Raw genomic sequence first — 25,519 nt, 5'->3', positions numbered from 1 at the left:
CGCAGGCCTGCCTTCAGAAAAAAGATGCGCCACGTGTCGGCTTGGAACGAAGTCGAACGTCCTTTGGTTACCCGCACATGATCAAGCGGTACGAAGAGGAGCCGACAGATGACGAATGTTGTTTCAAATCTCTGGTTTGCGAAGGAAGCGCGCGAGGCGGTCGACTTCTATATTTCCCTCGTTCCCAACTCGGCGATCACGCGCATCACCACCTTGCCGGCGGAAAGCCCGAGCGGACCGCCCGGCAGCGTTCAGGTCATCGAGTTCATGCTTGGCAATCAGCAGTTCATGGCCCTCGAAGCCGGGCCGCTCGACCCGTTCAACCATGCCTTCTCGATCATGATCCAGTGCGACAGCCAGGAGGAAATCGACCGGCTGTGGAGCGGGATCCTCGATAACGGCGGAGAGCCCGAGCAATGCGGCTGGATCCGGGATCGCTGGGGCCTCTGCTGGCAGATCGCGCCACGGGTGCTTGGCGACATGGTCGCCCATTCGGACCGCGAGCGCGCCAAGCGGGCGACGGAGGCGATGCTGGGTATGATCAAACTCGACATCGCCGAACTGGAGCGCGCCTTCCACGGTTAGGGTCGCACTCGTTTGTGGGGCTGGTCCTTGAGCGGAGGGAACGGAGAGCGAGGCGCTTCCAACGGCTCCGGAGGGCAGCTCCGAGGCGACTTGTTTACGCAACCATGAAGCGCTTTCTGTCGCCATGACATCTACGCGTTTATTAGCGAATCTTCTATATGAGGGGAAGGGCAGGCCAGCGCGGAGGCGCGCCTGGATGCGGAGAAGCCGATGGGGAGGGGACGACGTGAATTCGCAGACTTTTACGAGTTTTGATGGTCGTATCGGACGCCAGACCTGGTGGTTGGCGCAGATCGTTGTCTGGATTGCGACGGCGGCGGCAATGTTCGCCGGAGCGGCGCTGTTGGCGCTTTCGGGCGTCGATAACTATGCGGCGGGCTTCAGCCTCATGCATTCGCTTGTCTTCATTATCCTCATCGCAAACCTCTATTTCAGCTTCACCGTCAACACCAAGCGCTGGCACGACCACGGTCGCTCCGGATGGTGGAACCTTGCGCTGTTTGTCCCGGTCGTCGGGCCGCTCCTGGGCCTTGTGATGCTGGGCTTCCTTGCGGGAGAAGAGGGCGACAACCGCTTCGGTCCGCCGGCCGTCACAGGCGCCGAAGAGCCGAGCCAGCGGTTCGGGCGCGCTTAGCCATAGCGTGAAGTTGGCAGGCGCGGCTGCGGCGTTCTATTTCAGCTTCTGCGGATAGATCGTCTCGCCGCGCTTCAGCATCTCGACGAAGGCCTCGATCTTCTTTTTGCGACCGGCCTCGGTCTTCATGTTGTGGGTGCGGAAGGCGAGCGCGAAGCGGTTCTGGGCGCTGAGCTTGGCGAGCATTTCTTTCGCCTTGGGCTCGGCATCGATCGCCGCCTGCAGGTCGTCGGGGATTTGCATGTCCTTGCCGCTGGCATAGGCCCGATCCCAGCGGCCATCAGCCTTGGCTGCTTCCACCTGGCGCAGGCCAAACTCGGTCATACGGCCTTCTTCGATCAGCCGGGCGACATTGTCGACGTTGATCTTGCTCCAGATGCTCTTCTTGCCGCGCGGCGAATAGCGCTGCAGGAAGCTCTTGTCGTCCAGCCCCTTGCGCACGCCATCGATCCAGCCCCAGCAAAGCACCACATCGATCGCTTCCTTGGGCGTGATCGAGGCTAGCCCGGAGTTCACCTTGTGCGTCTTGATCCAGACCTCGTCCTCGCTCTGATGATGGGCGCCGAGCCAGTCGTAGAAGCACTGCAAATCCCTGAATTCGTGGACTTTGGCAGGATTGATTTCGACGGGTGCCATAGGAAGCATTGCCTCTTGTTCTGAAACGCCAGCCATTCAACCCAAAAAGAAGGAGCGTGCAAGCGGCGCGACGACGCAAGCCAAACGTGTCACAGGCAAAACGAAAAAGGGCGGATCGCTCCGCCCTTCGACTGGTCTTTATGTCGGTCTTTACCGCGCCATCTGCAGCGTCAGCTTGCGGTCGGCGCGCTCCTGCTGCGGCGAGCGGTTGTAGAGTTCGCGATAACACTTCGAGAAATGCGAGGCGGAGACGAAGCCGCAGGCAACCGCCACTTCGACGACCGGCATCGACGACTGGATGAGCAGGTGCCGGGCGCGGTCGAGGCGGATCTCCAGGTAGTAGCGGGCCGGCGACCGGCCCATTTCCTGGCGGAAAAGCCGTTCGATCTGGCGGCGCGAGAGATCGGCGCCCTCGGCGATTTCGAGCAGCGACAGCGGCTCGGCGAGATTTGCCTCCATGAGCTCGATGATCGACAGCACCTTGGCGTTCTGCACGCCGAGGCGGGCGCGCAGCGGCAGGCGCTGGCGGTCATGGGGCCCGCGCACGCGGTCGGTCAGCGCCTGTTCGCAGACGCGGTTGACGAGGTTCTCGCCGAAATCCTGGTCGATCAGGTTCAGCATCATGTCGAGCGAGGCGGTGCCGCCGGCGCAGGTGTAGATGTTGCTGTCGATCTCGTAGAGGTCGGCATAGACGTCGACCTGCGGGAAGCTTTCGGAAAAGCCCGGCAGGTTTTCCCAATGGATGGCGCAGCGCTTGCCCGTCAAAAGGCCGGCAGACGCCAGCACATGGGCGCCGGTACAGAGGCTGCCGACGGCGACGCCGCGATTGTAGACCTCGCGCAGCCAGGCATTGACCGACTTGTTGTTGAAATCCTCGACATAGATGCCGGAACAGACCAGCACCATCGACGGGCGGTTCTCGCCGCCGAGGAACTTGCGCTCGTCGGCAAGCGACGAATTGACCTCGAGCGCGATGCCGCTCGACGACAGGACTTTTTCGCCGTCGGACGAAGCGAGGCGCCAGGTATAGGCCTCGTAGCCGAGCATGCGGTTGGCGATGCGGAGCGTTTCGATCGCCGCCGAAAACGGCAGCATGGAAAAGTTCGGCACCAGGAAGAAGACGAGAGAACGCTTTTTGGTCAGTGGCTTGTTCATGAGGCTTCCCATGCTTGGCGATGGCGTATATTCGTCGCTTGGAAGATACTCTTCGGCTTGTCTATTTGCGACATTGGCATGGAAAGCCGCGACCGCAAAGAGATTTCGCATTGCGACATCGGGCGGCAAGAGGCGGTTCCGCCGCGTTTTGGGGGCTTTGTAAGGAAAGCGACAGTTTTTCCAGCGTGGCTGACGTTATCTGACAAGAACTGCCAGGGATACGCAACAATCACAAAGTGCGCCCCAGGGTTGTGTTTGCCGATTGCGACGTTTTCGGCGGCTGCGGCGGGTGTCGGTAAAAGACAAGTGACGTTCGTACTGCCTCACGGCGCAAGGCTACCGGGTCTCAATGCATTCGCGGCAAGGGTGCAAGGCGGGTTGGATGCGCACGTTTGGTTTGCGGTATGCGTGTTCCAAACTACATACAAAGCGCCCAACACATCGGAAAGGCGATTTTTGCATGCATCAGGATCCACCAACAGCTGTGCATCGCGTTGTCTGGCTGATGAAGGTTCTTTGGGCCGTTTTGATCATCACGACAACGACCGCCATCGGTGCCTACAGTGGGTGGGTAGGCCACGGCATAGTGGGAGCGTTGGCGCTCGGGTTCGTGGGGTTCGTTGCAGGGTGCTTTGTCTGGCGGCCGTCGATGATCATGCAACTGCTGACTTAAGTCTCGCGCGCGTTTTTCGAGGCGCGCCTTTGCCGTGCCGTGCTCCCGTTGCCTGAGATCAGAATAAGGGCGCGGTAGGTTCGGCATGGCGGGGAACCATCCGCGCAAAGAAAAAGGGCACCGCCTTTTCGGCGACGCCCTTTGTTCTTTATCCGGCTGCTCGACCCGCCGAGGCAGGTCAAGCCGTCATTCATTGTTCGGTCTTATGCACCGCATCGTCCACCGACGGGAAGCCGATGTCCTTCAGGGTGTCATAGGACAGATTTTCCAGCGCCCGTTCCTGGCGGTGACGCTTCCACGCTGCCCAGGCGCGGACGCGCAGGTTGAAGAGACCCGGAAGGGACGAGTGGGAGGATGCCCGTTCCGAGGCCGATGAAAACTGAATGTTGGACATTTCATGGCTCCTTCTGAGTGTCTCAGCAGGTCGCGACCATAATCGTATATATGGCGCAACCCGATCTATCATTCCAACGAATATGTTTGATGTTTTCCATCAAACTTGGTGATTGATTAGCGGGTCCGCAAACATCACGTCGTCGCGGACTCTCTTCGGCAGTTTTGCCAGTTCGCGCCGGGCTTCCACCCGATTTCGTGCGATCTGCTTTTCGCGTCTCTGCCGGACAACGCCGTCGAGTACGGCGATCACTTGGGTAAGGGTGTTGAGGACCATGTCGTTGCTCCTTCGATCCTGAATCTGTACCACTACCTGCGACGCGGGGCTGTTACACAGGGAACTCTTCGAAGCGGCGATAACAAGCGCGGCGGCGGACATGGGCTTCTCCTTCCTTCGTCGTCCTTGAGCTTGACTATCGGTCATTGCTGATGTTCAATCAAACGAAATGAAGTAAACTTATCTTTCAGTTTTTCTGATCGAGGATGCCGCCATGAACATGATGATGCGCCACGCGCTTCCGCTTCTTGAAATGGACGTGCTGAAGACCTTTGTCGCCATCGCCGAGACCGGCAATTTCACCACCGCGGCCGAAACCGTCTATCGCACGCCGTCTGCGGTCTCGATGCAGATCAAGAAGCTCGAGGAAATGCTCGGCAGCACGCTCTTCCTACGTGACGCGCGCTCGGTGACGCTGACGCCGAAAGGGGAAATGCTGCTCGGCTTTGCCCGCCGGCTGCTGTCGCTCAACAATGAAACGGTGTCGCGCTTCCTGCTGCCGGACATGAATGGCGTCGTGCGTGTCGGTGCGCCCGAGGATGTCGGCGAACGCATCCTGCCTGAAGTGCTGAAGCGTTTTGCGGAGTCCTATCCGAACGTGACGATCGACGTGTCGATCGGCATGAGCAATGCCATGCGCAAGAAGGTCGACGAGCACCGGCTCGACATTGCCATCTTCAACAGCCTCACCGAGGGAACGCCGAGAAACGGCGAAATCCTGATGCAGGAGAAGCTGGTCTGGGCCGGCGCCAAGTGCGGCAACGCGCATCTGAAGGATCCGCTGCCGGTATCGATGTGGGAGGATGGCTGTGTCTGGCGGGCCGATGCGGTGGAGAAGCTGTCGCGCGCGGGCCGCAAGTTCCGCATCGCTTTCTTGAGCGCCTATACTACCGGCCAGCGCGCCGCCGTTCTCGCCGGCCTCGCGATCGCGCCGCTGCCGCGCTACCTCGTTCAGGGCGAAATGGTGCAGCTCGGCGAGCGCGACGGCCTGCCGGATCTCGGCCACTACAATATCGGCCTGCAGGTGATTACTGACGCGCCGGCACCGGTAATGGCCGTTGCCGATCATGTGCGTGACGCTTTCGCCGACCTGCAGATGCAATAGGGAGGTCGCATGCGGTTCGCCGCCTTCCGCCCCCTGTCTTCCACCCTTCGGTTCTTCTCGCGGGGCGAACAACCTTGAGCGACCATCCACGCCCCGTTCTCGATCCAATCGATCGCCTCTCGGAAATCATCTTCGGGCTGCTGATGGCGCTTTCCTTCACGGGAACGATGAGCACGGTCACGGGCAGCGAGGGTGGGGTCAATGCCGTGCTCGTCGCCGCCCTCGGCTGCAACATCGCCTGGGGTATCGTCGATGGCGTCATGTATGTGCTGACGACGGCTGTCGAGCGGGTGCGCCACCGCGGCTTCCTTGACGCCCTCCGGCGCGAGCCGCTTGCCCGCGCCCGCGAAATGTTCCTGGAAAGCCTGCCGGACGACGTTCGCCGCGTGTCCTCGCCAAAGGAGACCGAGGCGCTGCTGCTCCGGGTGAGGGCGCTTTCCTCCGATCCCAGGCACAGGGCGGTGACGGGGCATGACCTGAAAGCGGCTTTCGCCATCTTCCTGCTCGTCGTCACCTCGACGCTGCCGCCCAGCATTCCCTTCCTGTTGATCGACGATGTCGCGCTGGCGATGCGCGTTTCCAACGGTATCGCGCTCGTCATGCTCTTCGTCGTCGGCGCGCGGCTCGGGCAATACACGGGCCGTAGCCTCTGGCCGATGGCCTTTGCGATGACGGCGATCGGCGCGGTGCTGGTGGCGGTAACAATCCTGTTTGGCGGTTAGCTTTCGCCGCAGGCGCCGCGCTCGGATCAATCGCAACCGGCGTTGTGGCGCGAAGCAGCCGTGGCGTCTCGACCGAAAGGGCCGGTTCCTGGTCTGCTTGCGGTGCCGCATTTTCGAAAGCGGACGCGATGCTCCAATCGATCGTCACCCATTGACGTGGGCATTTTTCTTCACAATAGGGTCAAGCCGACGAATGTGGCGAGCGCCAGCCACACACCAACAGGAGTGTAACCGTGAGCGAACCGACCGTAGCAGATGCAACCAACCGCATTTATGAATCGCTCCAGGCGGACAATGCCGACATCGACGTGCATATTGCGACCCTCAAGGCAGCGTTGGCGCGGGCGGGGTTGAAAGAAGCCGTATTCGACCCGGCCAGGCTCGTGCAGAACAACCGTTCCGGCAGGAAGCTGATGCAGGCATACTTTCGCCAGCGCGGCGTGACGGTGAAATTTTCGGCTGAGTGAAGCCTTCGCACGACGTCAAACGGGGCCTAGCGTGACGGCTGCTTGATCACCTACCGGACGACGCGCCGCGTATCCTCGCCCAAGGAAACCGAGGCGCTGCCTTTGAGGGTGAGGGCGCTCGGCCACGATCCCAGGCACAAGGCCGTCACGGGCCGCGACCTGAAGGCGGCTTTCTCCATGGCCGCGATCGGCGCGGTACTGGTGGCGGTTACGATCGCGCTTGGAGGGTAGCTTTCGCCTGAGGCGCTTCGCTAGGCCAAGCCGGCGCTCCAATTCATGGAGTCGTCGGCGCCGGTCATGCGTCAGATTGAGGGGCTTGAACTACCCCTCACGGTCGTGCGTTCCCAAGGACCTTATCGGCCCGAAGCGGACATTAATAGTCGCCTCAGATCTCCAGGTAGAGATCCCGGTTCAGCAGTTCAAAGCTGTCATCGGTGGTATCGAGAGTACCATCCTGAAGATAGCAATAATCGCCATTCGCTTCATCGAGAAAGCTGAACCCGTTGTCGCCGTAGGATACATAAATCCCAAAAAGATCTCTGGTAGGGATTTTAGCGATATAGAGCGAGGTGGAACGTACTTCTCTGCCTGCATATTTGCTGAGCGAATCGACGGTGAAAACCGGGTAGGAAAAATCCGTGTCAAAGCCATCACGTTCGCTCAGTTGCGGCTCTTCCTGTTGTCGTCGAAACGTCATTTCGCCATCGGAAAACGAGATGGAGTACCAAGAGCCCTCGATTTTGAAAAACAGTAGGACGTGTTCAGCCAGAAGCTCTCCATCCATGTAGAACGCGCATCTGCGAAACTCCTCGATCGTCCTGCCGGCCAGCGTCTTCATCATCTCAAAAACTCAGCGATTTCTCGGCAATCAGCGCAGCCGGTATTTCCCTTGCTATGTCGCTCGCCACCAACCGTCAAACAACGGCAACTCGGCATGCCCGCAAGTGGTGCAAAGTTGCCGTCCCCTCTTGGCTCAGTCTTCGGCACTGCGTAGGCGCCTGACCGGCGAAGCGCCGAAAGGCCAGACGCTCAGGTCCTGATCGGCGCCTGGCGGATGTGGATTTCGATCAGACGCTTCAGTTCAGCCAGATCCCTGGCTTCCAGCGCATCGACCATCAGGTGGTGCTCGCGCGCCGATTGCTCGATGCGGGCACGCGTGCGCCATTGCGAAACCGGGGCCGATACCGTTCGCTGGCGAATTTCGGCGACGACGTCGACAAGTTCGGAGTTGCCGGCAAGAAGCAGAAGCGCGCGGTGAAAGGCGAGGTTGGCGTCGTAGTGCTCCATGATGGAGCCTCGGAACGACATTTCGTCGAACCGACGGGCAAGCCCGCGCAGCTCGGCAATGGCCGCAGGCGTGACATTGGCGATCATCCGGTCGGCGACGCCGGTCTCCAGGATCACGCGGATATCGCTGATCTCCCGCGTGCGCTGGTCGTCAAGTTCGTAGACCTGATAGCCGCGGTTGGGATTGTGCTGCACCAGCCGTCGCTGCGACAGCCGGTCGAGTGCCCGGCGCACCTCCGGCCGGGTGCAATCGTAGCGGCGCTCCAGGTCGATCTGCTTCAGCCAGGTGCCCGCCGGCAATGTCCCGGTCAGGATGTCGTGCAGCAACAGGTCGGTGACATCCTTCTTCTCCTCGGGCTTTTCCTCGGCCGCCAGCATTTCCGTCAGATCGTCGCTCATTCCTGCCTTACACTCTCTCTTGCCGCATGGTCTTCCTCGCGCCTCACGTCGCCTGCGCGTGGCTCACGTCGCCTGCTGCGGCGAAATTGGTTCCATTTTTGGAGAAACTATGATGCTGCCCTGGACAATTCAATGCGCCAGAACGGCTTTCCTTGTCCGCCTTTCGCTGTTGTGCACATCGGTGGAAATATTTCATGACCCTCTTGTGTATCCAAAAATGTTATCATAAATTGGCGCCAATTCTGGTTACTATTGTTGCGGAAGTTAATAAACGATGAAAAATGCCGATGCCGTCTGGGACCTCCTTGAAGCCAAGCGCGAGCGGTTTTTCGTGCTCAGCGACCGGGTCTGGGATACGCCGGAAACCAACTACGAGGAGTTTCGCTCGTCGGCCGAGCATGCGCGCCTCCTGGAGGCCGAGGGTTTCCGCGTGTCGCGTGGCATTGCCGGCATGCCGACGGCGGTCATGGGCGAGGCGGGCGAGGGCGGACCGGTCATCGCCATTCTCGGCGAGTTCGATGCGTTGCCGGGCCTGAGCCAGGAGGCAGGTGTTGCCGAGGAACGGCCGCTCAGCGAAGGCGGCAATGGCCACGGCTGCGGCCACAACTTGCTCGGCGCCGGTTCGCTGATGGCGGCCACCGCCGTCAAGGATTACCTCGCCGCCAACGGCATCAAGGGGCGGGTCCGCTATTACGGCTGCCCGGCGGAAGAGGGCGGCTCTTCCAAGGGTTTCATGGTTCGTGCCGGCGTGTTCGACGATGTCGATATTGCGATCTCCTGGCATCCGGCGCCCTTTGCCGGTGTCAACAACCCGATCTCGCTCGCCTGCAACGAGCTCGACTTCCGCTTCAGCGGTCGGGCGTCGCATGCGTCGGCGGCACCGCATCTCGGCCGCAGCGCGCTCGATGCGCTTGAGCTGATGAATGTCGGGGTCAACTATCTGCGTGAGCACATGCCGTCGTCGGCGCGGATCCACTATGCGGTGACGGATACGGGCGGCAATGCGCCCAACGTGGTCCAGGCCCGCGCGAAGGCGCGCTATCTCGTTCGCGCCCGCAGCCTGCCGGAGCTACTTGACCTCGTCGAACGCGTCCGCAGCGTGGCGAAGGGTGCGGCGCTGATGACGGGAACGACGGTCACGGACGAGATCGTCAGCGGTGACGCCAACCTGATCGGCAACACGCCGCTCGAGGCGCTGATGCATCGCCAGCTCGAGCATCTGGGGCCGCCTCAGTTCGATGAGGACGACCGCAGGATGGCGGCAAAATTCCAGGAGACCTTTACCGGCGAGGATATCGCCTCCGCCTTCGAGCGGTTCGGCCTGAGACTGCGCCGCGGCATTTCGCTCTGCGACACGATCTTCCCGCCGGAAAACGGCGCCGGAACCCTCGTCGGCTCCACCGATGTCGGAACGGTCAGCTGGGTGGTGCCGACGGTGCAGATGCGCGGCGCAACTTACGCGATCGGCACGCCCGGCCACTCCTGGCAGCTGGTCGCGCAAGGCAAGCTTCCGGCCGCCCACAAGGGCATGGAGCATGCGGCAAAGGTGATGGCGAGCACGGCGATCGAGCTGATCCTCGATCCGGCGCTCATCGCCGCCGCCAAGGCCGACCACGCGGCACGGCTGGAGGGCACGCCCTTCGTCAATCCCATCCCTGATGATGTCGACCCGCCGATCCCCGGAGTGAGCCATGGTTAAGTCATCGGTCGACAAGCGAAGGGAGGCGCTGCGATGACTGGGCCCGGTTTCCTTGACATCATTAGCTTCGGGCCTGACGGCTGGGGGCCGGCGCTGGCGGCCGGCGCGTGGATGACGATCCTGATCGCGATCGCAGGTTTTGCGATCGGCGGCGTCATCGGCACCTTCGGTGCCTGGGCGAAAATTTCAGGTGGTCCGCTGCTTCGCTCACTTGCCGAAGCCTACACAACCATCCTGCGCGGCATTCCCGACCTGCTGGTCATCTATCTCTTCTATTTCGGCGGCAGTGCCGTGGTGACGGCCGTCGGTCAATTGTTCGGAGCGGAGGGTTTCGTCAGTTTCCCGGGCTTCATCGCTGGCGCGCTTGCGGTCGGCATCACCTCGGGCGCGCAGCAGACCGAGGTCTATCGCGGCGCCTTTCGCGCCGTGCATCCGGGCGAACTGGAGGCGGCAACCGCCTGCGGCATGGGGCGGCTCCTCAAGTTCCGCCGCATCACCGCGCCGCTGACGCTGCGTTATGCGCTGCCCGGGCTTGGCAATGTCTGGCAGGTGGTGCTGAAGGAATCGGCGCTGGTCTCGGTCACGGGCGTCGTCGAACTGCTGCGCCAGGCGCAGATCGGCGCCGGATCGACCAGCCGCCCGTTCGATTTCTTCTTTATCGCGGCGATGATCTATCTCGCCATTTCCACGGTCTCGGGCCTCGTTCTTCAGGTCACCGAACGCCGGTTCTCGCGCGGCGTCAGGAGGGGCTGATGGATATCAAATTTGCCCTCGAAACCTTCTGGAGCTTGGCGGCGGCGCTGCCACTGACGCTGGAGCTTGCCGTCACGTCGATCGTGCTCGGCTCGGTATTGGCCCTGGGGCTGGCGCTTGCGCGTCTGTCCGGCATTCTCGCGCTCGATCTCTTTGCCCGCGTCTATGTGTTCCTGTTTCGCGGAACGCCGCTGCTCGTGCAGATCTTCCTGATCTATTACGGTCTCAGCCAGTTTCCGGCCGTGCGCCACAGCATTTTCTGGCCGATCCTCCGTGAACCCTACTGGTGCGCGGTGCTGGCGCTGATGCTGAACACGGCCGCCTATGCCAGCGAGATCATCCGCGGCGGGCTGCTTTCGGTCCCGCACGGCCAGGTCGAGGCGGCGCGGGCCTGTGGCATGGGGCGCTTCATGATCTTCCGCCGCATCGTCATGCCGCAAGCGCTTCGCCAGGCGCTGCCCGGCTACGGCAACGAGATGATCTCCATGGTCAAGGCGACCTCGCTCGCCTCGATCATCACGCTGATGGAAATCACTGGCGTCGCCGCCAAGCTCATTTCGGAGAGCTACCGGGTGATCGAGGTCTTCGTCGTCGCGGGGGTCATCTATCTCGCCATCAATTTCGCGCTGACCCGGCTCGTCGCTTTCGCCGAGCACCGGCTGAACCCACAACTGCGCGCGCCGTTGGCGATCTCTGCCGAACTCAAGGGAGAAGCCCATTGAACATGTCCGCCGCCGTCACCGCACCGGTCGCCATCCGCGTGCACGATCTTCACAAGAGCTTCGGCCCGGTCGAGGTCCTGAAAGGCGTGTCGCTCGATGCACGCGAGGGCGAAGTGATTTCCATTCTCGGATCGTCCGGCTCCGGCAAGTCGACGCTGCTTCGTTGCATCAACATGCTGGAGGTGCCGAATTCGGGCACGATCGAGGTCGCCGGCGAGGCGATCCGGCTGAAGACGCTGAGCGACGGGCGCAGCCGTCCGGCCGATCAGAAGCAGGTGGACCGCATCCGCTCCGAACTCGGCATGGTGTTTCAGAGCTTCAATCTCTGGTCCCACAAGACCGTGCTCGAAAACGTCATCGAGGCGCCGGTGCATGTGCTGAAGCGTCCGCGCGCCGAGGCGGTGGAAGAGGCCGAGGCGCTGCTTGCCAAGGTCGGCATCGCCGACAAGCGCAACCACTATCCCTCGCATCTCTCCGGCGGCCAGCAGCAGCGCGCGGCGATTGCCCGCGCGCTTGCCATGCGCCCGAAGGCGATGCTGTTCGACGAACCCACCTCGGCGCTCGACCCGGAACTGGTGGGCGAGGTGCTGCGCGTCATGCGGGGGCTCGCCGAGGAAGGGCGGACCATGCTGGTCGTGACCCACGAGATGGGCTTTGCCCGCGACGTCTCGAGCCGCGTCGTGTTCGTGCACAAGGGAACGATCGAGGAGGAGGGGCCGCCGCACGAGGTCTTCACCCGTTCGAAGTCGGAGCGCTTCCGCCAGTTCATCAAGAGTTGAGATCTGCCGCGAGCTGCAGACCGATTACCAACAACCAAACCAATCAACATCCACAAAAAGGGGAATGCTGTAATGAAAAAGATGACCGCAATCATGGCTTCGGCGCTTGCCGTTGCCGCGGGGCTGATGTCCATGCCGGCTCAGGCCGAAGACAAGAAGTGGACCAAGATCACGATCGCCACCGAAGGCGCCTTTCCGCCGTATAACCTGACGAAGGCGGACGGCACGCTCGAGGGCTACGAGATCGAGCTCAGCAAATATCTCTGCGACCACATGAAGGTCGAATGCACCGTCATCGCCCAATCCTTCGACGGCCTGATCCCGGCGCTCAACGCCGGCAAGTTCGACGCGATCATGGCCGGCATGTCGGCGACCGAAAAGCGCAAGGAAGTCATCGACTTCTCGATGTCCTACGGCAGCACCGGCCAGGCCTTTGCCACGCTGAAGGGCGGCGAGCTGGAAACGCTGCCGATGAAGGGCGAACTGTTCTCGCTCGCCTCCAACGAGGCCGGCGCGCGCAAGGCGGTCGATGAATTGAAGCCGCTGGTCGAAGGCAAGATGGTCGGCGTCCAGACCGCCTCGATCGCCGCGCGCTTCATCGACGAATACCTGAAGGACGTCGTCGAGGTGCGCGAATACAAGACGACCGAGCAGCACGACCTCGATCTCGTCGCCGGCCGCGTCGACCTCGTCATGGCATCGATGGGCTATCTGAAGACCGCGGTCGAAAAGCCCGCCAACAGCGACATGGTCATCGTCGGCCCCCGTTTCCAGGGCGGCTTCCTCGGCGCCGGCAGCTCCGTCGGTCTGCGCAAGAGCGATACCGAGCTGAAGGCGCTGTTTGACGACGCCATCGCCGCAGCCAAGGCCGACGGCACCATCAAGCGCCTGTCGGAAAAGTGGTTCGGCTTCGACCTGACGCCGCAATAAGGCGGTCCGCCACCGCTCTCAACCCAAGCGCCGCGTGTTCCGTCGGACGCGCGGCGCTTTTGCGTGGCGGCGCTAGCGGTTGACTCTCATAAGTAGTGCCTTATGATAAGTCATGGCTTATGAAGGAAAAGTGCTCACTGCGCTCGCAGACCCGACGCGCCGGGCGATCTTCGAGAAGCTTGCCAAGGGACGTTCCTCGGTTGCTGATGTCGCCCGGTCCTTGCCGGTCTCGCAGCCGGCGATCTCGCAGCATCTGAAGGTGCTGAAGGAGGCGGGGCTGGTCACCGACGAGCCTCAGGGCCAGAGGCGCATCTATTCGATCGATCCGGCGGGCCTCGGGCCGCTCAGGCAATGGTTGGACCGCTTCTGGGAGGATCAGCTGGCCGCCTTCAAGGCGCTGGCCGACAGCGACGAGGCTTCGGGAACTGAGCCGAGGGAACCGGAGCGATAGGGGGCGGAAGCCCTACGGTCGACACGCCTCCGCCGCGACCACGTCAGCAATGGGAGGAAAGGATATGCATATGATCGAGTGGGCGCCGGTGCACAAATCCGTAACCGTCAGCGCTCCTCCGGAGCGCGCCTTCGAGATCTTCGTCGCGCGCATGGGCGACTGGTGGCTGAAGACCCACAGCCTGACGGCGAGCGGCCAGAGGGCTGTTATCGTCGAGCCCGCCGCCGGCGGCCGTTGGTATGAGGTGGGCACCTCGGGCGAGGAAGAGGACTGGGGCCGGGTGCTCGCTTACGAGCCGCCGAAGCGGATCCTCTTCGCCTGGCAGCTCAATGCCGAATGGACCTTCGATGCCGATTTCGAGACCGAGGTGGAGGTGACCTTCGAACCGACGCCGGAAGGCGGCACCACCGTGCGGCTCGAACATCGCGACCTCGCCAACTACGGCGCGAAGGCGGAGGTAGCCCGTGCCTCGCTTGATTCCGACGGTGGCTGGGCAGGGCTGCTCGCAGCGTTTGCGGCGAAGGTGGGGTGAAGCGTCGAGCCCGGTTGGTTTGGCGTCGCATCGAAGGCGGCGCGCTTCCAACCTTGTTTCGAACACAATCGCCCCGTATACACCCGGCCATCGGCATTGCTTATGAGCGCTGAAAATTCTCGCCGCTCGCAATCGCCGCGTCGCATTAGACTTTTGACCACGGATGTACTGGCACTGGTGTAAGAGCGATGATGAGGAAGGTCGGTGCGGTTTCGCCCCGGCCTTTTTTGTTGGCCCCACTACGGAATGATGATCTTCATCTGGTCATGGGCTCCCGCTGCTTTGAGGTTCGACGCTGCGCCAAGCTGCGCACGTTCATCTGAGGTTCATGACGGGTGCCGGAAAATGACCCGACGAACAACAGTTGGACGATGCCATGAAAAGAATAGGTGCAGTACTCGTAGCCGCGGCTACGGCACTGTCGGCGGTCTCGGCGCAGGCCGTGCCCATGTCTCCCGTTTCGGTGGGGCAGTCAGTTTCCCAGCCTGTCGAGTTGATCCACCACAAGCCAGGTCATTACGGCGGACCGCCGCACAAACGCGGGTATAACGGCTACCGTTACGGCGGCAACCGTTACAATGCGGCTCCACGATACGGCTATTACAATGGCTACGAGGGCTACCGCTACCGTCGCGACGGTTACCGTCGGCACAGTGACGGATGGTGGTATCCTCTGGCGGCATTCGGGGCAGGAGTGGTTATCGGTGGCGCGATCGCGCAGCCACCTCGCAGGGTCTATTCCAACGCGCCGTCTGCGCATGTCGAATGGTGCTATGACCGCTACCGCTCGTACAACGCCTACGACAACACTTTCCAGCCCTATTACGGGCCGCGCCAGGAATGCGTGTCGCCGTATTACTGATCAGCACGCCTGCTTGACGGTGGCCATGGGTTCGAAGCCTTGATGGCCATCGATGCCCCGTGGCCGCCTTCGTCCGCCGCCAGTTTGCCCTTTGGCAATGACGGCGGCCGAAAGCTTCGGGACGGCCGTCGTCTCCACCTTCCGACCAGTCTGGTGGGTTGCCCGATTTCGCGCGAGGAGCGGCAGGGTTGGCGGCCGAGAGCGTTGCGGCGAACCTTTATTTTGTTGGTGTCGGCCGCACCAGCGTGACGACGCGTGGCTTTGATGGCGCATCCAGCCATTCGATCCACTTGTCCCGTTCCTCGATCGTGTCGAAGAACCGCCAGAGCTTGTAATCTTCTTCGGTCGTCTGCAGCATCTCGCCGAGCGAGACGAGCTCCATCGGCAGCTCCACCTCGTTGCCGTCGTAGCGAATGAAATAGATGCCTTCAGCGGCGAGACGGACCACCTGGCCGGTGCCATAGGTGCCATCGGGATCGTCGACGGTGAAGTACATGCCGGTCAGGGTATCGAGAATCTTGTCGTTCATGGGTTTTGGATGCCAGTTCAAAGAATACGATTCATCAGACCGTCGCCCGCCGCCGGAATTAAGGCAAGCCGAAATATCGAGTGTCCACGTCTGGTGAAGAGGTCAGGCAGCGTTCCAGACGGTGCGAGACGGCAGAAGAGTTGACAAAGTGGCGGCTGACCGGAACCATCTCGTCGTCAACAGAAACAGTGCCCACAATCAAATCATGCAGATATCGATACCGCAGGAGGCTTTTCCCGCGTTGGGAACTGTCGCAAATCCCGCTGTGCTCTACGATGGGCTCAGCGCTTTTGTCTGTTATGAAGCTGCTCCGAGCGCTGGCGGCGGTAATGTCGTTCTCAAGTTCGGCGACGTTATCGATTTCCGGATTACGCCGATGAATGTCGATGGCCTGCCGGAGTGCAGGTACCCAATCCGTCCATGGGCGTTCAATGAAGTCGTGGACGGTGACGAAGCGGCCAAATGGAAAGTCCTCAATCCGCGTTTCTGGCTCATATCCTTTAACGACGTAACGATCGAGGTTCTGTTCGAGACGGTCTCGCTCGAGCTTCATGACGAGCGAGGCGGGCCGCTGCCCAGGACGCTGATGAGCGCCTTGAGATGACGGTCTGAAGACGGCAGCTTAGCCGACTCACTCTACTCCCGGCTTCTTCTCCGCCGACGACCGCCACCCTCGCCATCATCGCCCGTCACCTTGCGCTCCGGCAAAGTCACGACTGCAGAAAGCTTCGGGAAGGCGTCGACCTTGTTCGGCATCGCCATGGCGTTGACGAAGTGCTCCTGAAACTTCGATTCAAGAGCGGTCTCTATCTTCTCGATTTTGCTGACGGTTTGCTCGATTTCGCGGCGGTGGCCGCGGTTAAGCAGCGCCATGAGCGCGCCGGTGCCGGCGGCGTTGCCGACGGCCTTGACCTCGTCGAGGTCGCAGTCCGGAATGAGCCCCAGCACCATCGCGTATTTCGGGTCGATGAAGGAGCCGAAGGCGCCGGCGAAGCGGATGGTGTCGACATGCTCGATATCGAGCTTCTCCATCAACAGCTTGATGCCGGCGTAAAGGGCGGCCTTGGCGAGCTGGATGGCGCGGATGTCGTTCTGCGTCACCGTGATGCGCTGCTCGCCCTCGTGCAGAAGGTAGGAGAAGGTGCGGCCGTTCGGGATGATGCGCGGGCTTTTCGCCGCCATCGCGCCGTCGACGACGCCGTCCTGCGAGATGATGCCGGAGAGATACATCTCGGCGACGATCTCGATGATCGCCGAGCCGCAGATGCCGGTCACGCCGACGCCGGCCGCAGCTTCGGCAAAACCGTCCTCGTCCGACCATTTGTCGACGCCGATGACGCGGAAGCGCGGTTCCAGCGTTTCGGGATCGATGCGCACGCGCTCGATCGCGCCGGGGGCGGCGCGCTGGCCAGAGGAGATTTCAGCACCCTCGAAGGCGGGGCCGGTGGGCGAGGAGGCGGCGACGACGCGGTCCCTGTTGCCGAGCACGATCTCGGCATTGGTGCCGACATCGACCAGCAGCATCATCTTGTCCTGGCGATAGGGACCTTCGGCAAGCGTGGCACCGGCCGCATCGGCGCCGACATGGCCGGCGATGCAGGGCAGCATGTAAAGCCGGGCGCCGCGGTTGACGTCGATATCGATCTCGTCCGCCCAGTATTGCAGCGCGCCGGAGACGGCGAGCGCAAACGGCGCCTGACCGAGTTCGGTCGGGTCGATGCCGAGGAACAGGTGGTGCATGATCGGGTTGCCGACGAAGACCATGTCGAAAATGTCGTGGCGGTCGACCTCGCCCTCGTCGCAGACCTTGCCGATCAGGCCGTTGACCGCCTCGCGCACCGCCTTGGTCATGGCTTCCCGGCCGTCGGGGTTCATCATCACATAGGAAACGCGGCTCATCAGATCCTCGCCGAAGCGGATCTGCGGGTTGGAAGCGCCCGAGGAGCCGACGATGCGGCCCGAGAGCAGCGACACCAGATGCATCGCGATCGTCGTCGAGCCGATGTCGCAGGCAACGCCATAGGCCTCGTTCTTCAGGCCCGGCCACAGGCCGACGATGAAGGGGCGGGACGAATCCATGTCGCGGTGGATGGCGGCGGTGACGGCCCAGTTGCCCTTGCGCAGGATGGTCTGCACCTGCGGGATCAGGTGCGGGGCAATCAGGAGATCCTTCCAGCCCCAGTCCTTTTCCAGCATCACCTTCAGCCGGTCGAGGTCGCCGAGCGGCTTGTGCATGTCGGGCTCGTCCACCTCGACATAACAGAGCTGGACGGCGGCGTTGCGCTCGATGACGCGATCGGTCGCGGCCTTGCGCACGACCTGGGCGTTGATGACGGTATCCTGCGGCACGTCGATGACGAGGTCGCCGAGGATCTGGGCGGAACAGGACAGCCGACGGCCATCGGGCAGGCCGCGGATCTTTTCGTAGCGATCTTCCTTCGCGCCCTTTTCCGAGATGTGCTCGTTGGAGGAAACGATCTTGTGCTTGGCGAAGTTACCTTCCTGCACCACGATCTGACAGCGCCCGCAGGTGGCGCGGCCGCCGCACACACTCTCGACATAGACGCCGAGCTTGCGGGCGGCATCGAGAACCGGGGTGCCGACCGGGAAGCGGCCGCGTTTGCCAGAAGGCATGAACAGCACCAGAGGATCCTTTTGCGCGGCTTCGGTCATATTGGTCTCGATCTCGGAAGTGCCTTCGATGCGCATGCTCTAGTCTTTCGTCAGGTCCGCTTCAACAGGTGAGCGAAGCACGGCTAAACGGTTTCAGACTGCACCGGAACGCCGCCCGATAGTTGTCCAATCCCGACATGGAAGCATCTGTTTCAAACAGTTAAGGCGTGAGGCTTGGCGGCCGGTCAGGCTACTTGCGCGACAAACGCCGGGCGTTGCTGCGCACCCGCTTGCCATAGGGCCTGAGCGCTGCGGACGCAATCGCCGTTCCGTGGCCGGAGGCCGTGCCGCCGGCCATCAGCCGCAGCGTGTTGTCGAAGGCAGCTTTCCAAAGGGCCATGTTCACGGCCATGACGCTTTCCGCTGAGGCCGCGATCTTCTCGGAGATCATGCGGTGAAGCTCGGTTACGTCGTGGGACTTGCCCGTAAGCGCCGCCATCTGCATTTCCTGCAGCCGGACGGCGATGACGAAGGGTGCTTCAAACCAGAGGGTCGCGGCATCGAGTCGAAGGCGGCGTGTCATGGGTGATCCCTTGTGCTGCGAGGTTGGGTGCCGAAGTCGGTGGTATAGCGCTCCCGTTTGTATCACCGCGAATGCGACGGGAGGAGGGCGGCGACGAGACGCGGATGGCTTCTCATGCCGTTCCCCCTCGCAAGACGTAACCTACTCGCTCGCTGCCGCACCGCCGGTGCGGGCCGCGCGACCGCCGCGGCGTCCACCGCTGGCGGCTGCCGGTGCGGCCGCAACGACGTGGCCACCGTCGGCCGGCTTGTGGTCGCGATAGGTCTTGATCCAGTGGGTGCAGTTCGGGTCGGTGCCGTTCAGAACGTTGGCGGCGCGCACGGCCTCCATTTCCTGCGGGCGGCAGGGGTTCATGATGGCCGACGTCATGCCGGCGCCGATGACCATCGGGATGAAGCCGGCATTGATGCCGTGGCGGTGCGGCAGGCCGAAGGAGATGTTGGAGAGGCCGCAGGTGGTGTTGACCTTGAGCTCCTCGCGGAGCCGCCGCAGCAGCGCGAAGACCTGCCGGCCAGCGTCGCCCAGGGCGCCGATCGGCATGACCAGCGGATCGACAACGATGTCGTGCGGCTTGATGCCGTGATCCAGGGCGCGCTCGACGATCTTCTTGGCGACGGCGAAACGCACGTCCGGGTCCATCGAGATTCCGGTTTCATCGTTGGAGATAGCCACCACCGGTACGTCGTATTTCTTGACGAGCGGGAGGATCGCCTCGAGCTTCTCCTCTTCGCCGGTGACGGAATTGACCAGCGGGCGGCCCTTGGCAACGCGCAGTGCCGCCTCGATCGCGGCGGTGACGGAACTGTCGATCGCCAGCGGTACATCGACGAGGCCCTGGACGATTTCGAGCGTCTTGACGAGCAGCGGCGGCTCGGTCTCGTTCGGGTTGACGGCGGTGACGCCGGCGTTAACGTCGAGCATCGTCGCGCCCGCTGCCACCTGCTCCAGCGCATCCTTGATCACCGTGTCGAAGTTGCCCTCGATCATTTCGGCGGCGAGTTTCTTGCGGCCGGTCGGGTTGATGCGTTCGCCGATGACGCAGAACGGCTGGTCGAAGCCGATGATGATCTCGCGGGTGGCGGAAGCGACGATGGTCCGGGTCATGCAGGGTCCTTTGTCAATTGGCGTCGGGCTATGTAATCACGCCCAGGAAGTCGATGATAGGCGCCTTCTGATAGGCGCCGGTTTTGTCTGCGGTCTGGTCAGTGCGGATGATGGGCTGCGGCTTCGGCCATCTCCTGCTGGTTTTCTTCCTTGCCTTCGCGAATATGCTCCAGCCGCTCGGCAACGAGCGCATCCTCAGGCAGCGTCTCGTGCTTCCAGGGCCGGCGGCCCTTCAGCACGCCCGATTCATGCACGATCTCTGCGACATATTCTTCCTGGCGATAGGCCATCACGTGGATGCCGGAGACACCTTCGATCTCCTTCACCTCGTTGATGATGTCGATGCAGAGCTGCTTGCCTTCCTTCTTCTGGTCCTGCGCGCCTTCCAGGCGGGTAATGACGCTGTCGGGGATATGGATGCCCGGAACGTTGGAGCGGATCCAGCGGGCGGTCTTAGCCGATGCCATCGGCCCGACGCCGACGAGGATATAGCACTTCTCGTGCAAGCCGAGGTCGCGCACCTTCTTCATGTATTCGCGGAACATCGGCACGTCGAAGCAGTACTGGCTCTGCACGAACTGCGCGCCGGCCTCGATCTTCTTGGCGAGACGATAGGGGCGGAAATCGTAAGGCGGGGCGAAGGGGTTGATGGCGGCGCCGAGGAACACCTGCGGCGGCGTCGTCAGCTTGCGGCCGGAAAGGAACTTCGAGTTGTCGCGCATGATGCGCACGGTTTCGAGCAGCGACATGCAGTCGAGGTCGAAGACCGGCTTTGCGCCCGGCTGGTCGCCGGCCTGCACGCCGTCGCCGGTCAGGCACATGATGTTCTGCACGCCCATGGCCGAAGCGCCGAGCACGTCGCCCTGGATGGCGATGCGATTCTTGTCGCGGCAGGCGATCTGCATGATCGGCGCATAGCCCATGCGGGTCAAAAGCGCGCAGATGCCGACCGAGGACATGTGGCAGTTGGCGCCGGATGCATCCACCGCGTTGATGCCGTCGACCCAGCCGTCGAAGACCGCAGCGCGTTCGTAGACGTCCTGCGGGTTGGCGCTGTCGGGCGGGTTGAGCTCGGCGGTGACGGCAAATTCGCCGCGACGCAGAACACGCTCCAGACGGCCGCGGGAGGAATGGCCGGGCAGGGGCTCAAGCGGCGCGCCGGGATCGAAGGGATTGATATCGGGGCTCATGCCTGGCCTTCCTTGGATGCCGCTTCACGCTGCGCTGCGGCTTCCGCCGTCACGCGCAGCCAGGACGAAGTTTCGCGCAGCGACTGGTTGACCGGCTTCTGCACGTTCATGATCGCATTGCCCTTCTCCATGTTCTGCGAGCCCTTCCAAGCCTGCACCCAGACGCAGGGCATATCCGGCTCGACCTCGCAATTGCCGTTGGCGCGCACGCCGCCGCAGGGGCCATTGCGCAGCTGCTTCGGACAGTTCATCGGGCAGGACATGCCAGTTGAAGACAGCGCGCACTGGCCGCACATGCGACAGTCGAAGAGGAAACCCTTGACGTGACGCTCGACGAAGGTGATCGGTCGCTCGACCCGGCCGTAGCCGAGGGCGTTCCAGAGCGGATGCAAGAGCAGGAATACATCGGCGAAGCGGTTGTAGAACCACTCGAGGAAACGGGAGTTGCGCACGGCCCAGAGGCGAACCGTATATTTGTGGCGCGACCGGCGGCTCGGAGAAACCCCGGTCGGGGTATAGGCGCCGGTCGCAGCCTTTGCCCCAGGTGCTGCGTTGCCCTTCATGATCTTCGGTTCGCCTGCGGGCTTGGCGTCAGCCATTGTCACGGCCTCCGGCTTTGACGAGCGCCACGAGGCGTTCGCGGTCATAGGCGGCTTCAAGCTCGGCGGCAGCGCCGTCGGCTTCCGCTTCCAGATCGTCGGACACCGGCACCGGATCGGCCTTGCGCCATTCGGCGAGATAGTCGTCGGTTTCGGCGGTACCGGTGCGCATCGCGCACATGTCGATCGCCTCGGTGAAACGCAGCGACAGTTCGCGCTTCGCCGTCGTGCGGCCCTTCTTGATGATGACCTGGGCCGGAATGTCGCGCCAGTAGACGATAATGCGATCTGCCATCGGGTGTCGTTCTCCTCCCCTGCATGTTTCCTTTAATCGGAGCCGATTAAGGATCAAAAACATGCAGCACTCTAAAGCGCTACAGCGACCTTTGCGCGCCTGATACGACGCGCAGCGCTGTAGGTGCGACAATGCGCATGTACAGGCGTCCGGGCTCATCTCGCCACGACGTCGGATATGTCCAAAAACGACGCTGGGCGACGAGCCGCCGCGGGCGCGCTTCACGGGACGCGCGAGCGTCGGTCGAGCGGCCGGGCGTGTCAATGCCGTTCGGAGCGGATTGCCCACAGTTTCAGGCTTTTAGCGCGCATGTGACAGGAACGATAACCCTTTGCACCGCTTACCAGATACGACGTGTGAGCCCATTCCACACCCAGGCCCAGATTGGCGGGTGAAACCATTGCCGTGACGGACCTGCGACATCGACGGGCCGCAGTTTTCCGTCAAGCGCATCTGTGACTGCGGCAATCGCAATATCGGTGGAAGCAGCCGTCTGCAGCAGCGGATAGGTGTGCATCGTGTCGCTTTGGCTCGGCCTTTGGCGTGACTGGTAGAGTACGCCGCCGGTGTCGACGCCGGCATCGACCAGATGCACAGTCGCGCCGAAGTTCTCCGCATCGTCGTTGACCAGCGCCCAGTAGCCGCCCATCAGGCCGCGATAGGTGGGGTTGATGCCGGCATGGAAATTGAGGACCGGGCAGGGGATCGCGGCAAGCGTTTCGGCCTTCAGCAAGCGGCAGCTGATGAGGAAGATGACGCCGGGTTTCAGCGCGCGGATTTGCTTGATGGCGTCGGCGTCGTTGATCGAAGCCACGGATTTGATCGGGATCGACGAATCGAGTTTTCCCGAGACCTTGTAGGTGGCGAAGATTTCTTCCGCGCGGCTACGGGTAAAACGCTTGCCGAAGCGCGAGGCGATCATGGTGGCAAGCTGCCCGAGCGCCATCGGCCAGCCGAGCTTGCGGGCGCGGCGACGCAGGAACAGGCCCTTGGATTCCGGCTGTTCCTCGATGACGGTCACATCGGAAAAGCGGCCAGCGAGCGCGTTGATCATGATCCACGGGTTCTCACCGCCCGCCGTGACCACGACGATAGGGCCGGGGCGCTTGCCGGCGGCTTGATTCGGACTGGCGATTTCGGTCATGGCGGCCCCATGCGTGAACAGGGCCAAGATATGCAGGCTCGCCCGTTACCGGCGGCTTAACTGGTTCCAGTACCATTCCGCCACACCGCCGCCGAGCACGACCAATGCCACGGACTCGAGCAGCGCTACGTCTTCCGTCAGGTTGCAGACCGCACCGATCAGCAGAGCCAGAAGCAGGCCGGCCGCACATCCAAGCGCATAGGGCAGATATTCGAGGAATTTCACTGCTGTCTCCTCCGACAGGCGTGGCGATCTTCTTCAACATAGCCTCACGGCAAGGGCGCCGCGCTGCTGATGGTTCGCCGCATGGTTGCCGATGGCTATGAGATCACCTTGACTCCCTCCATTGCCTTGTCAAGCTGCGCTTGGCAGGAAAGCCTGAATTCGTTCCGCCGGCAACGCACCCAGCCATCCAGGACGATGAAGCAATGGGCGACATTCAATCCAGACGCATGATCCTCGACTTCTTGAGGCAGCACACCTTGGCCGTGATCGCGACCTGCGGCCGGGATGGCAGGCCTGAAGCGGCGGCTATCGATTTCTCGGTGCGAGACGACCTGGAAATCGTGTTCGACACGTTCGAACATACCCGCAAGTTCGCAAACCTCTTGGAGCAGAGCCGCATCGCGCTCGTCATCGGCTGGGACAACAACATCACCGTTCAATATGAGGGCGACGCGACGAAGGTCTCCGCCGATGATCTCGAGCGATACCAGGAAGCGCATGTGAAAAGCGTTCCGGCCGAAAGAGAGTTTGTCGAGAAGGGTGCCGTGGTGTTCCGGGTCGAACCGCGCTGGATTCGCTACTCCGATTACAGCAAGACTCCTCCCGACGTGATCGAGCTCGGCTTCTGAAGTTTGGACCTTGCCGTCATGAAGCCGCGGTGATGCGGCGGTGAATACCGCCGAGACTTTCCTTGAACCGCTCGAACGTCCCGTGCTCCGTCAGCTCTCGCAGCACCTGTTCGTTGATGCCGCCGCGTGTCGCGTAATCCTCGGCGAGATGCGCGAAGCTGGCATCCGGTGTCGTTGCCGGTGCCTGACCCAAAGCCCCAAACAGCGAGGCCACATAGTCGCGGCCCTTGGCGTCCTCCACGCCGTTGTCTTTCAGCCAGCCATGGATCGTTTCGAGATATTTGAAGTAGCTGGCATAGGTGGCCGTCGCCACGCTCAGCACATCGAACTCGCTCTCGCTTTCAACCTCGATCGCCTTGCCGAGCCTGCCGAAAAACGCTGCCATTTCCGGATCCGGCGGGAAAATGATCGTCGGCCCCTGGCGGATCGCGATCATCGGCATCGGCAATGCCTTGGTCACCCGCTTCACCGGGCCGACCATGGCGGCGATCTCATTGCAGGAGAAGGTCGCGATCAGGCTGACGACATGGTGATCCGGCCGGAAGCGCAACAGCGGCAGCACTTCGCGGGCGATCTGTGGCCGGACGGCAAGCATGACCGTGGCGCAATCGTCCAGGACCGCCTGATTGTCGGCCGCCACCCGCACATCGGGAAACCGCGCGGCAAGGCCCGCCGCGATCTCTTCGTTGCGTGGCGACAGCACGACCGGCGTGGTTTCGCCCGGAAGCGATTTGAGCCCGGTGACGATCGCAGACGAGAGTGCGCCGGTGCCGATGAAGCCGAGTTTCATGAGAAGTCCTGTCGCTTGGTGATTTCAGCAGATCCGTGAAACTGCCGGGTGCCGCATGCACGGGTCCTGGTTTGTGGTTCGCGGAACAATAATACCAAAGGCGCTGGCGACAAGCGGTCGCGACAGCGTCGCCCACAGGCTACAGCGCCGCGCGTCTTATCAGACGCGCAAAGGTCGCTGTAGCACTTTGAATTGCTGCATGTTTTTGTCCTTTAATCGGGTACGATTAAAGGAAACATGCAGTAGCGGGACGCATTTCAACAACGGAGTTGAGGTTGCCCACACCCTGTCGCCGCCTGCGGGGAGAGGGGGACGTGGACAGTGATGTCGCCGAACAGGGCGGCGATCCTGTGAGACCAAGGGGTGTTGGGCGCGAGCGGGTGCCGCGGGTTTCCTTCCGAGATCTAGCGGCCGAGATCTAGCGGAAGTCCGCGGCTGTGAGGATATAGATTGTCCGGCGCCCGTTGGCATAGGCTGCCCTTGCGACTTCGTAGATCGAGTTGCGTGCGGCGTCGAATGCCTGGAGGCAGGCCGCCTCGGTCGTCCGGGTGGGCGCGCCACGGGCCAGAGCCGCCGCCTCGACATAGAAGGGCACTTCGAACATGCCGTCGTGGCCAAGGAAGCGAACGGCGTTCCTCGCACCATCGAAGCTTCGGGATTGGTTTGGGAAGCTCAGTGGCATGGTGTGATCCTTTTAGCGGTAAGCCAAGTTGGCCAGCGGTGGGTCGGCCGGGTAGACGCGTGAAGACGTGCATTC

The 25,519-nt window shown here is 62.2% G+C and carries 33 protein-coding genes; 16 read left to right on the top strand and 17 right to left on the bottom strand.

Going from position 1 to position 25,519, the window contains the following annotated elements; translation table 11 throughout:
- Positions 1–108 precede the first annotated feature (108 nt).
- Both BLU35_RS23140 and BLU35_RS23135 read left to right on the top strand, forming a co-directional pair.
- A complete protein-coding gene (locus BLU35_RS23140; RefSeq protein ID WP_057254061.1) occupies positions 109–585 on the top strand; it encodes a VOC family protein in 477 nt (158 codons plus the stop codon).
- Between the two features lie 226 nt (positions 586–811).
- On the top strand, positions 812–1,219 hold the full coding sequence (locus BLU35_RS23135) for a DUF805 domain-containing protein (RefSeq protein WP_158539409.1): 408 nt from the start codon (positions 812–814) through the stop codon (positions 1,217–1,219).
- 36 nt (positions 1,220–1,255) lie between these two features.
- Here BLU35_RS23135 and BLU35_RS23130 read toward each other — a convergent pair whose 3' ends face one another.
- From BLU35_RS23130 to BLU35_RS23110, 4 genes are all read right to left on the bottom strand, one after another.
- Positions 1,256–1,855 (bottom strand): YdeI/OmpD-associated family protein, encoded by a 600-nt coding sequence (locus tag BLU35_RS23130; RefSeq protein WP_057254066.1) that lies wholly within the window; start codon positions 1,853–1,855, stop codon positions 1,256–1,258.
- Positions 1,856–2,005: 150 nt separating this feature from the next.
- Positions 2,006–3,010: a GlxA family transcriptional regulator gene (locus tag BLU35_RS23125; RefSeq protein ID WP_057254457.1), complete on the bottom strand. Its 1,005-nt coding sequence runs from the start codon at positions 3,008–3,010 to the stop codon at positions 2,006–2,008.
- An 863-nt stretch (positions 3,011–3,873) separates the two neighbouring features.
- Positions 3,874–4,077: a hypothetical protein gene (locus tag BLU35_RS23115; RefSeq protein WP_057254070.1), complete on the bottom strand. Its 204-nt coding sequence runs from the start codon at positions 4,075–4,077 to the stop codon at positions 3,874–3,876.
- 99 nt (positions 4,078–4,176) lie between these two features.
- Positions 4,177–4,455, bottom strand: coding sequence for a hypothetical protein (locus BLU35_RS23110; protein ID WP_057254072.1), 279 nt, complete (start codon positions 4,453–4,455; stop codon positions 4,177–4,179).
- A 112-nt stretch (positions 4,456–4,567) separates the two neighbouring features.
- Here BLU35_RS23110 and BLU35_RS23105 point away from each other — a divergent pair, with 112 nt between their 5' ends.
- The 4 genes from BLU35_RS23105 to BLU35_RS23090 all read left to right on the top strand — a co-directional run bounded on the left by BLU35_RS23105 (position 4,568) and on the right by BLU35_RS23090 (position 6,878).
- On the top strand, positions 4,568–5,458 hold the full coding sequence (locus BLU35_RS23105) for a LysR substrate-binding domain-containing protein (protein ID WP_093234641.1): 891 nt from the start codon (positions 4,568–4,570) through the stop codon (positions 5,456–5,458).
- A gap of 74 nt (positions 5,459–5,532) precedes the next feature.
- Positions 5,533–6,180: a VIT1/CCC1 transporter family protein gene (locus BLU35_RS23100; RefSeq protein ID WP_093234640.1), complete on the top strand. Its 648-nt coding sequence runs from the start codon at positions 5,533–5,535 to the stop codon at positions 6,178–6,180.
- Positions 6,181–6,413: 233 nt separating this feature from the next.
- Positions 6,414–6,647, top strand: coding sequence for a hypothetical protein (locus tag BLU35_RS23095; protein WP_093234639.1), 234 nt, complete (start codon positions 6,414–6,416; stop codon positions 6,645–6,647).
- Between the two features lie 42 nt (positions 6,648–6,689).
- Positions 6,690–6,878 (top strand): hypothetical protein, encoded by a 189-nt coding sequence (locus tag BLU35_RS23090; protein WP_093234638.1) that lies wholly within the window; start codon positions 6,690–6,692, stop codon positions 6,876–6,878.
- Positions 6,879–7,032: 154 nt separating this feature from the next.
- Here BLU35_RS23090 and BLU35_RS23085 read toward each other — a convergent pair whose 3' ends face one another.
- On the bottom strand, positions 7,033–7,488 hold the full coding sequence (locus BLU35_RS23085) for a hypothetical protein (protein ID WP_093234637.1): 456 nt from the start codon (positions 7,486–7,488) through the stop codon (positions 7,033–7,035).
- Positions 7,489–7,676: 188 nt separating this feature from the next.
- Positions 7,677–8,333 (bottom strand): GntR family transcriptional regulator, encoded by a 657-nt coding sequence (locus BLU35_RS23080; protein WP_058327032.1) that lies wholly within the window; start codon positions 8,331–8,333, stop codon positions 7,677–7,679.
- 274 nt (positions 8,334–8,607) lie between these two features.
- Between BLU35_RS23080 and BLU35_RS23075 the strand changes: the two genes are divergently transcribed.
- The 8 genes from BLU35_RS23075 (at position 8,608) to BLU35_RS23040 (ending at position 15,061) form a co-directional block, all read left to right on the top strand.
- Positions 8,608–10,032: a M20 family metallopeptidase gene (locus BLU35_RS23075; RefSeq protein ID WP_093234636.1), complete on the top strand. Its 1,425-nt coding sequence runs from the start codon at positions 8,608–8,610 to the stop codon at positions 10,030–10,032.
- A gap of 33 nt (positions 10,033–10,065) precedes the next feature.
- Positions 10,066–10,785, top strand: coding sequence for an ABC transporter permease (locus BLU35_RS23070; protein ID WP_058323475.1), 720 nt, complete (start codon positions 10,066–10,068; stop codon positions 10,783–10,785).
- Positions 10,785–11,507, top strand: coding sequence for an ABC transporter permease (locus BLU35_RS23065; protein ID WP_058323476.1), 723 nt, complete (start codon positions 10,785–10,787; stop codon positions 11,505–11,507). Before BLU35_RS23070 ends, BLU35_RS23065 begins: the two co-directional genes overlap by 1 nt.
- Before the next feature lie 2 nt (positions 11,508–11,509).
- Positions 11,510–12,286 carry an ABC transporter ATP-binding protein gene (locus BLU35_RS23060; RefSeq protein WP_093234635.1) on the top strand — a complete coding sequence of 259 codons (777 nt, stop codon included), beginning with the start codon at positions 11,510–11,512 and terminating at the stop codon, positions 12,284–12,286.
- A gap of 72 nt (positions 12,287–12,358) precedes the next feature.
- Entirely contained in the window at positions 12,359–13,216 is an 858-nt protein-coding gene (locus BLU35_RS23055; protein ID WP_093234634.1) for a transporter substrate-binding domain-containing protein, read from the top strand.
- A 112-nt stretch (positions 13,217–13,328) separates the two neighbouring features.
- Positions 13,329–13,667 (top strand): ArsR/SmtB family transcription factor, encoded by a 339-nt coding sequence (locus tag BLU35_RS23050; RefSeq protein ID WP_057254095.1) that lies wholly within the window; start codon positions 13,329–13,331, stop codon positions 13,665–13,667.
- Between the two features lie 64 nt (positions 13,668–13,731).
- On the top strand, positions 13,732–14,199 hold the full coding sequence (locus tag BLU35_RS23045) for an SRPBCC family protein (protein WP_093234633.1): 468 nt from the start codon (positions 13,732–13,734) through the stop codon (positions 14,197–14,199).
- Between the two features lie 376 nt (positions 14,200–14,575).
- Complete coding sequence (locus BLU35_RS23040; RefSeq protein WP_082616076.1) at positions 14,576–15,061, top strand: BA14K family protein; 486 nt, start codon at positions 14,576–14,578, stop codon at positions 15,059–15,061.
- Positions 15,062–15,278: 217 nt separating this feature from the next.
- Here BLU35_RS23040 and BLU35_RS23035 read toward each other — a convergent pair whose 3' ends face one another.
- Entirely contained in the window at positions 15,279–15,590 is a 312-nt protein-coding gene (locus tag BLU35_RS23035; protein ID WP_057254099.1) for a hypothetical protein, read from the bottom strand.
- A gap of 148 nt (positions 15,591–15,738) precedes the next feature.
- Here BLU35_RS23035 and BLU35_RS23030 point away from each other — a divergent pair, with 148 nt between their 5' ends.
- Complete coding sequence (locus BLU35_RS23030) at positions 15,739–16,194, top strand: hypothetical protein (protein ID WP_245299211.1); 456 nt, start codon at positions 15,739–15,741, stop codon at positions 16,192–16,194.
- A gap of 32 nt (positions 16,195–16,226) precedes the next feature.
- On the opposite strand, the gene BLU35_RS23025 is transcribed toward BLU35_RS23030, so the two are convergent.
- The 8 genes from BLU35_RS23025 to BLU35_RS22990 form a co-directional block, all read right to left on the bottom strand.
- The gene (locus BLU35_RS23025; protein ID WP_093234632.1) at positions 16,227–18,299 is read right to left on the bottom strand and encodes an ASKHA domain-containing protein; all 2,073 of its coding nucleotides are present in this window, start codon (positions 18,297–18,299) and stop codon (positions 16,227–16,229) included.
- A 154-nt stretch (positions 18,300–18,453) separates the two neighbouring features.
- A complete protein-coding gene (locus tag BLU35_RS23020; RefSeq protein WP_057254103.1) occupies positions 18,454–18,786 on the bottom strand; it encodes a hypothetical protein in 333 nt (110 codons plus the stop codon).
- 141 nt (positions 18,787–18,927) lie between these two features.
- Complete coding sequence (locus tag BLU35_RS23015) at positions 18,928–19,890, bottom strand: methyltetrahydrofolate cobalamin methyltransferase (RefSeq protein ID WP_093234631.1); 963 nt, start codon at positions 19,888–19,890, stop codon at positions 18,928–18,930.
- Positions 19,891–19,988: 98 nt separating this feature from the next.
- Complete coding sequence (locus BLU35_RS23010) at positions 19,989–21,080, bottom strand: methylenetetrahydrofolate reductase (RefSeq protein WP_057254108.1); 1,092 nt, start codon at positions 21,078–21,080, stop codon at positions 19,989–19,991.
- Entirely contained in the window at positions 21,077–21,679 is a 603-nt protein-coding gene (locus BLU35_RS23005) for a methylenetetrahydrofolate reductase C-terminal domain-containing protein (protein ID WP_093234630.1), read from the bottom strand. The genes BLU35_RS23010 and BLU35_RS23005 overlap by 4 nt, the downstream gene beginning before the upstream one ends.
- Positions 21,672–21,974, bottom strand: a complete 303-nt coding sequence (locus BLU35_RS23000) for a virulence factor (protein ID WP_093234629.1) — start codon at positions 21,972–21,974, stop codon at positions 21,672–21,674. The genes BLU35_RS23005 and BLU35_RS23000 overlap by 8 nt, the downstream gene beginning before the upstream one ends.
- Positions 21,975–22,314: 340 nt before the next feature.
- Entirely contained in the window at positions 22,315–23,118 is an 804-nt protein-coding gene (locus BLU35_RS22995; RefSeq protein ID WP_058327067.1) for a formyl transferase, read from the bottom strand.
- 45 nt (positions 23,119–23,163) lie between these two features.
- On the bottom strand, positions 23,164–23,343 hold the full coding sequence (locus tag BLU35_RS22990) for a hypothetical protein (protein ID WP_058327025.1): 180 nt from the start codon (positions 23,341–23,343) through the stop codon (positions 23,164–23,166).
- 203 nt (positions 23,344–23,546) lie between these two features.
- On the opposite strand from BLU35_RS22990, the gene BLU35_RS22985 reads away from it, so the two are divergent.
- A complete protein-coding gene (locus tag BLU35_RS22985; protein ID WP_058323485.1) occupies positions 23,547–23,972 on the top strand; it encodes a pyridoxamine 5'-phosphate oxidase family protein in 426 nt (141 codons plus the stop codon).
- Between the two features lie 16 nt (positions 23,973–23,988).
- Here the strand turns inward: BLU35_RS22985 and BLU35_RS22980 are convergent, their stop codons facing one another.
- Entirely contained in the window at positions 23,989–24,762 is a 774-nt protein-coding gene (locus BLU35_RS22980; protein WP_093234628.1) for a pyrroline-5-carboxylate reductase, read from the bottom strand.
- A gap of 418 nt (positions 24,763–25,180) precedes the next feature.
- Positions 25,181–25,444 carry a DUF1488 family protein gene (locus tag BLU35_RS22975; protein WP_057254121.1) on the bottom strand — a complete coding sequence of 88 codons (264 nt, stop codon included), beginning with the start codon at positions 25,442–25,444 and terminating at the stop codon, positions 25,181–25,183.
- Positions 25,445–25,519: the final 75 nt, after the last annotated feature.

This window comes from Sinorhizobium sp. NFACC03, from assembly GCF_900103435.1.
GTDB lineage: Bacteria > Pseudomonadota > Alphaproteobacteria > Rhizobiales > Rhizobiaceae > Ensifer.
Note: the sequence above shows the minus strand (reverse complement) of the source record. Positions and strands in the feature narration are given on the sequence as shown.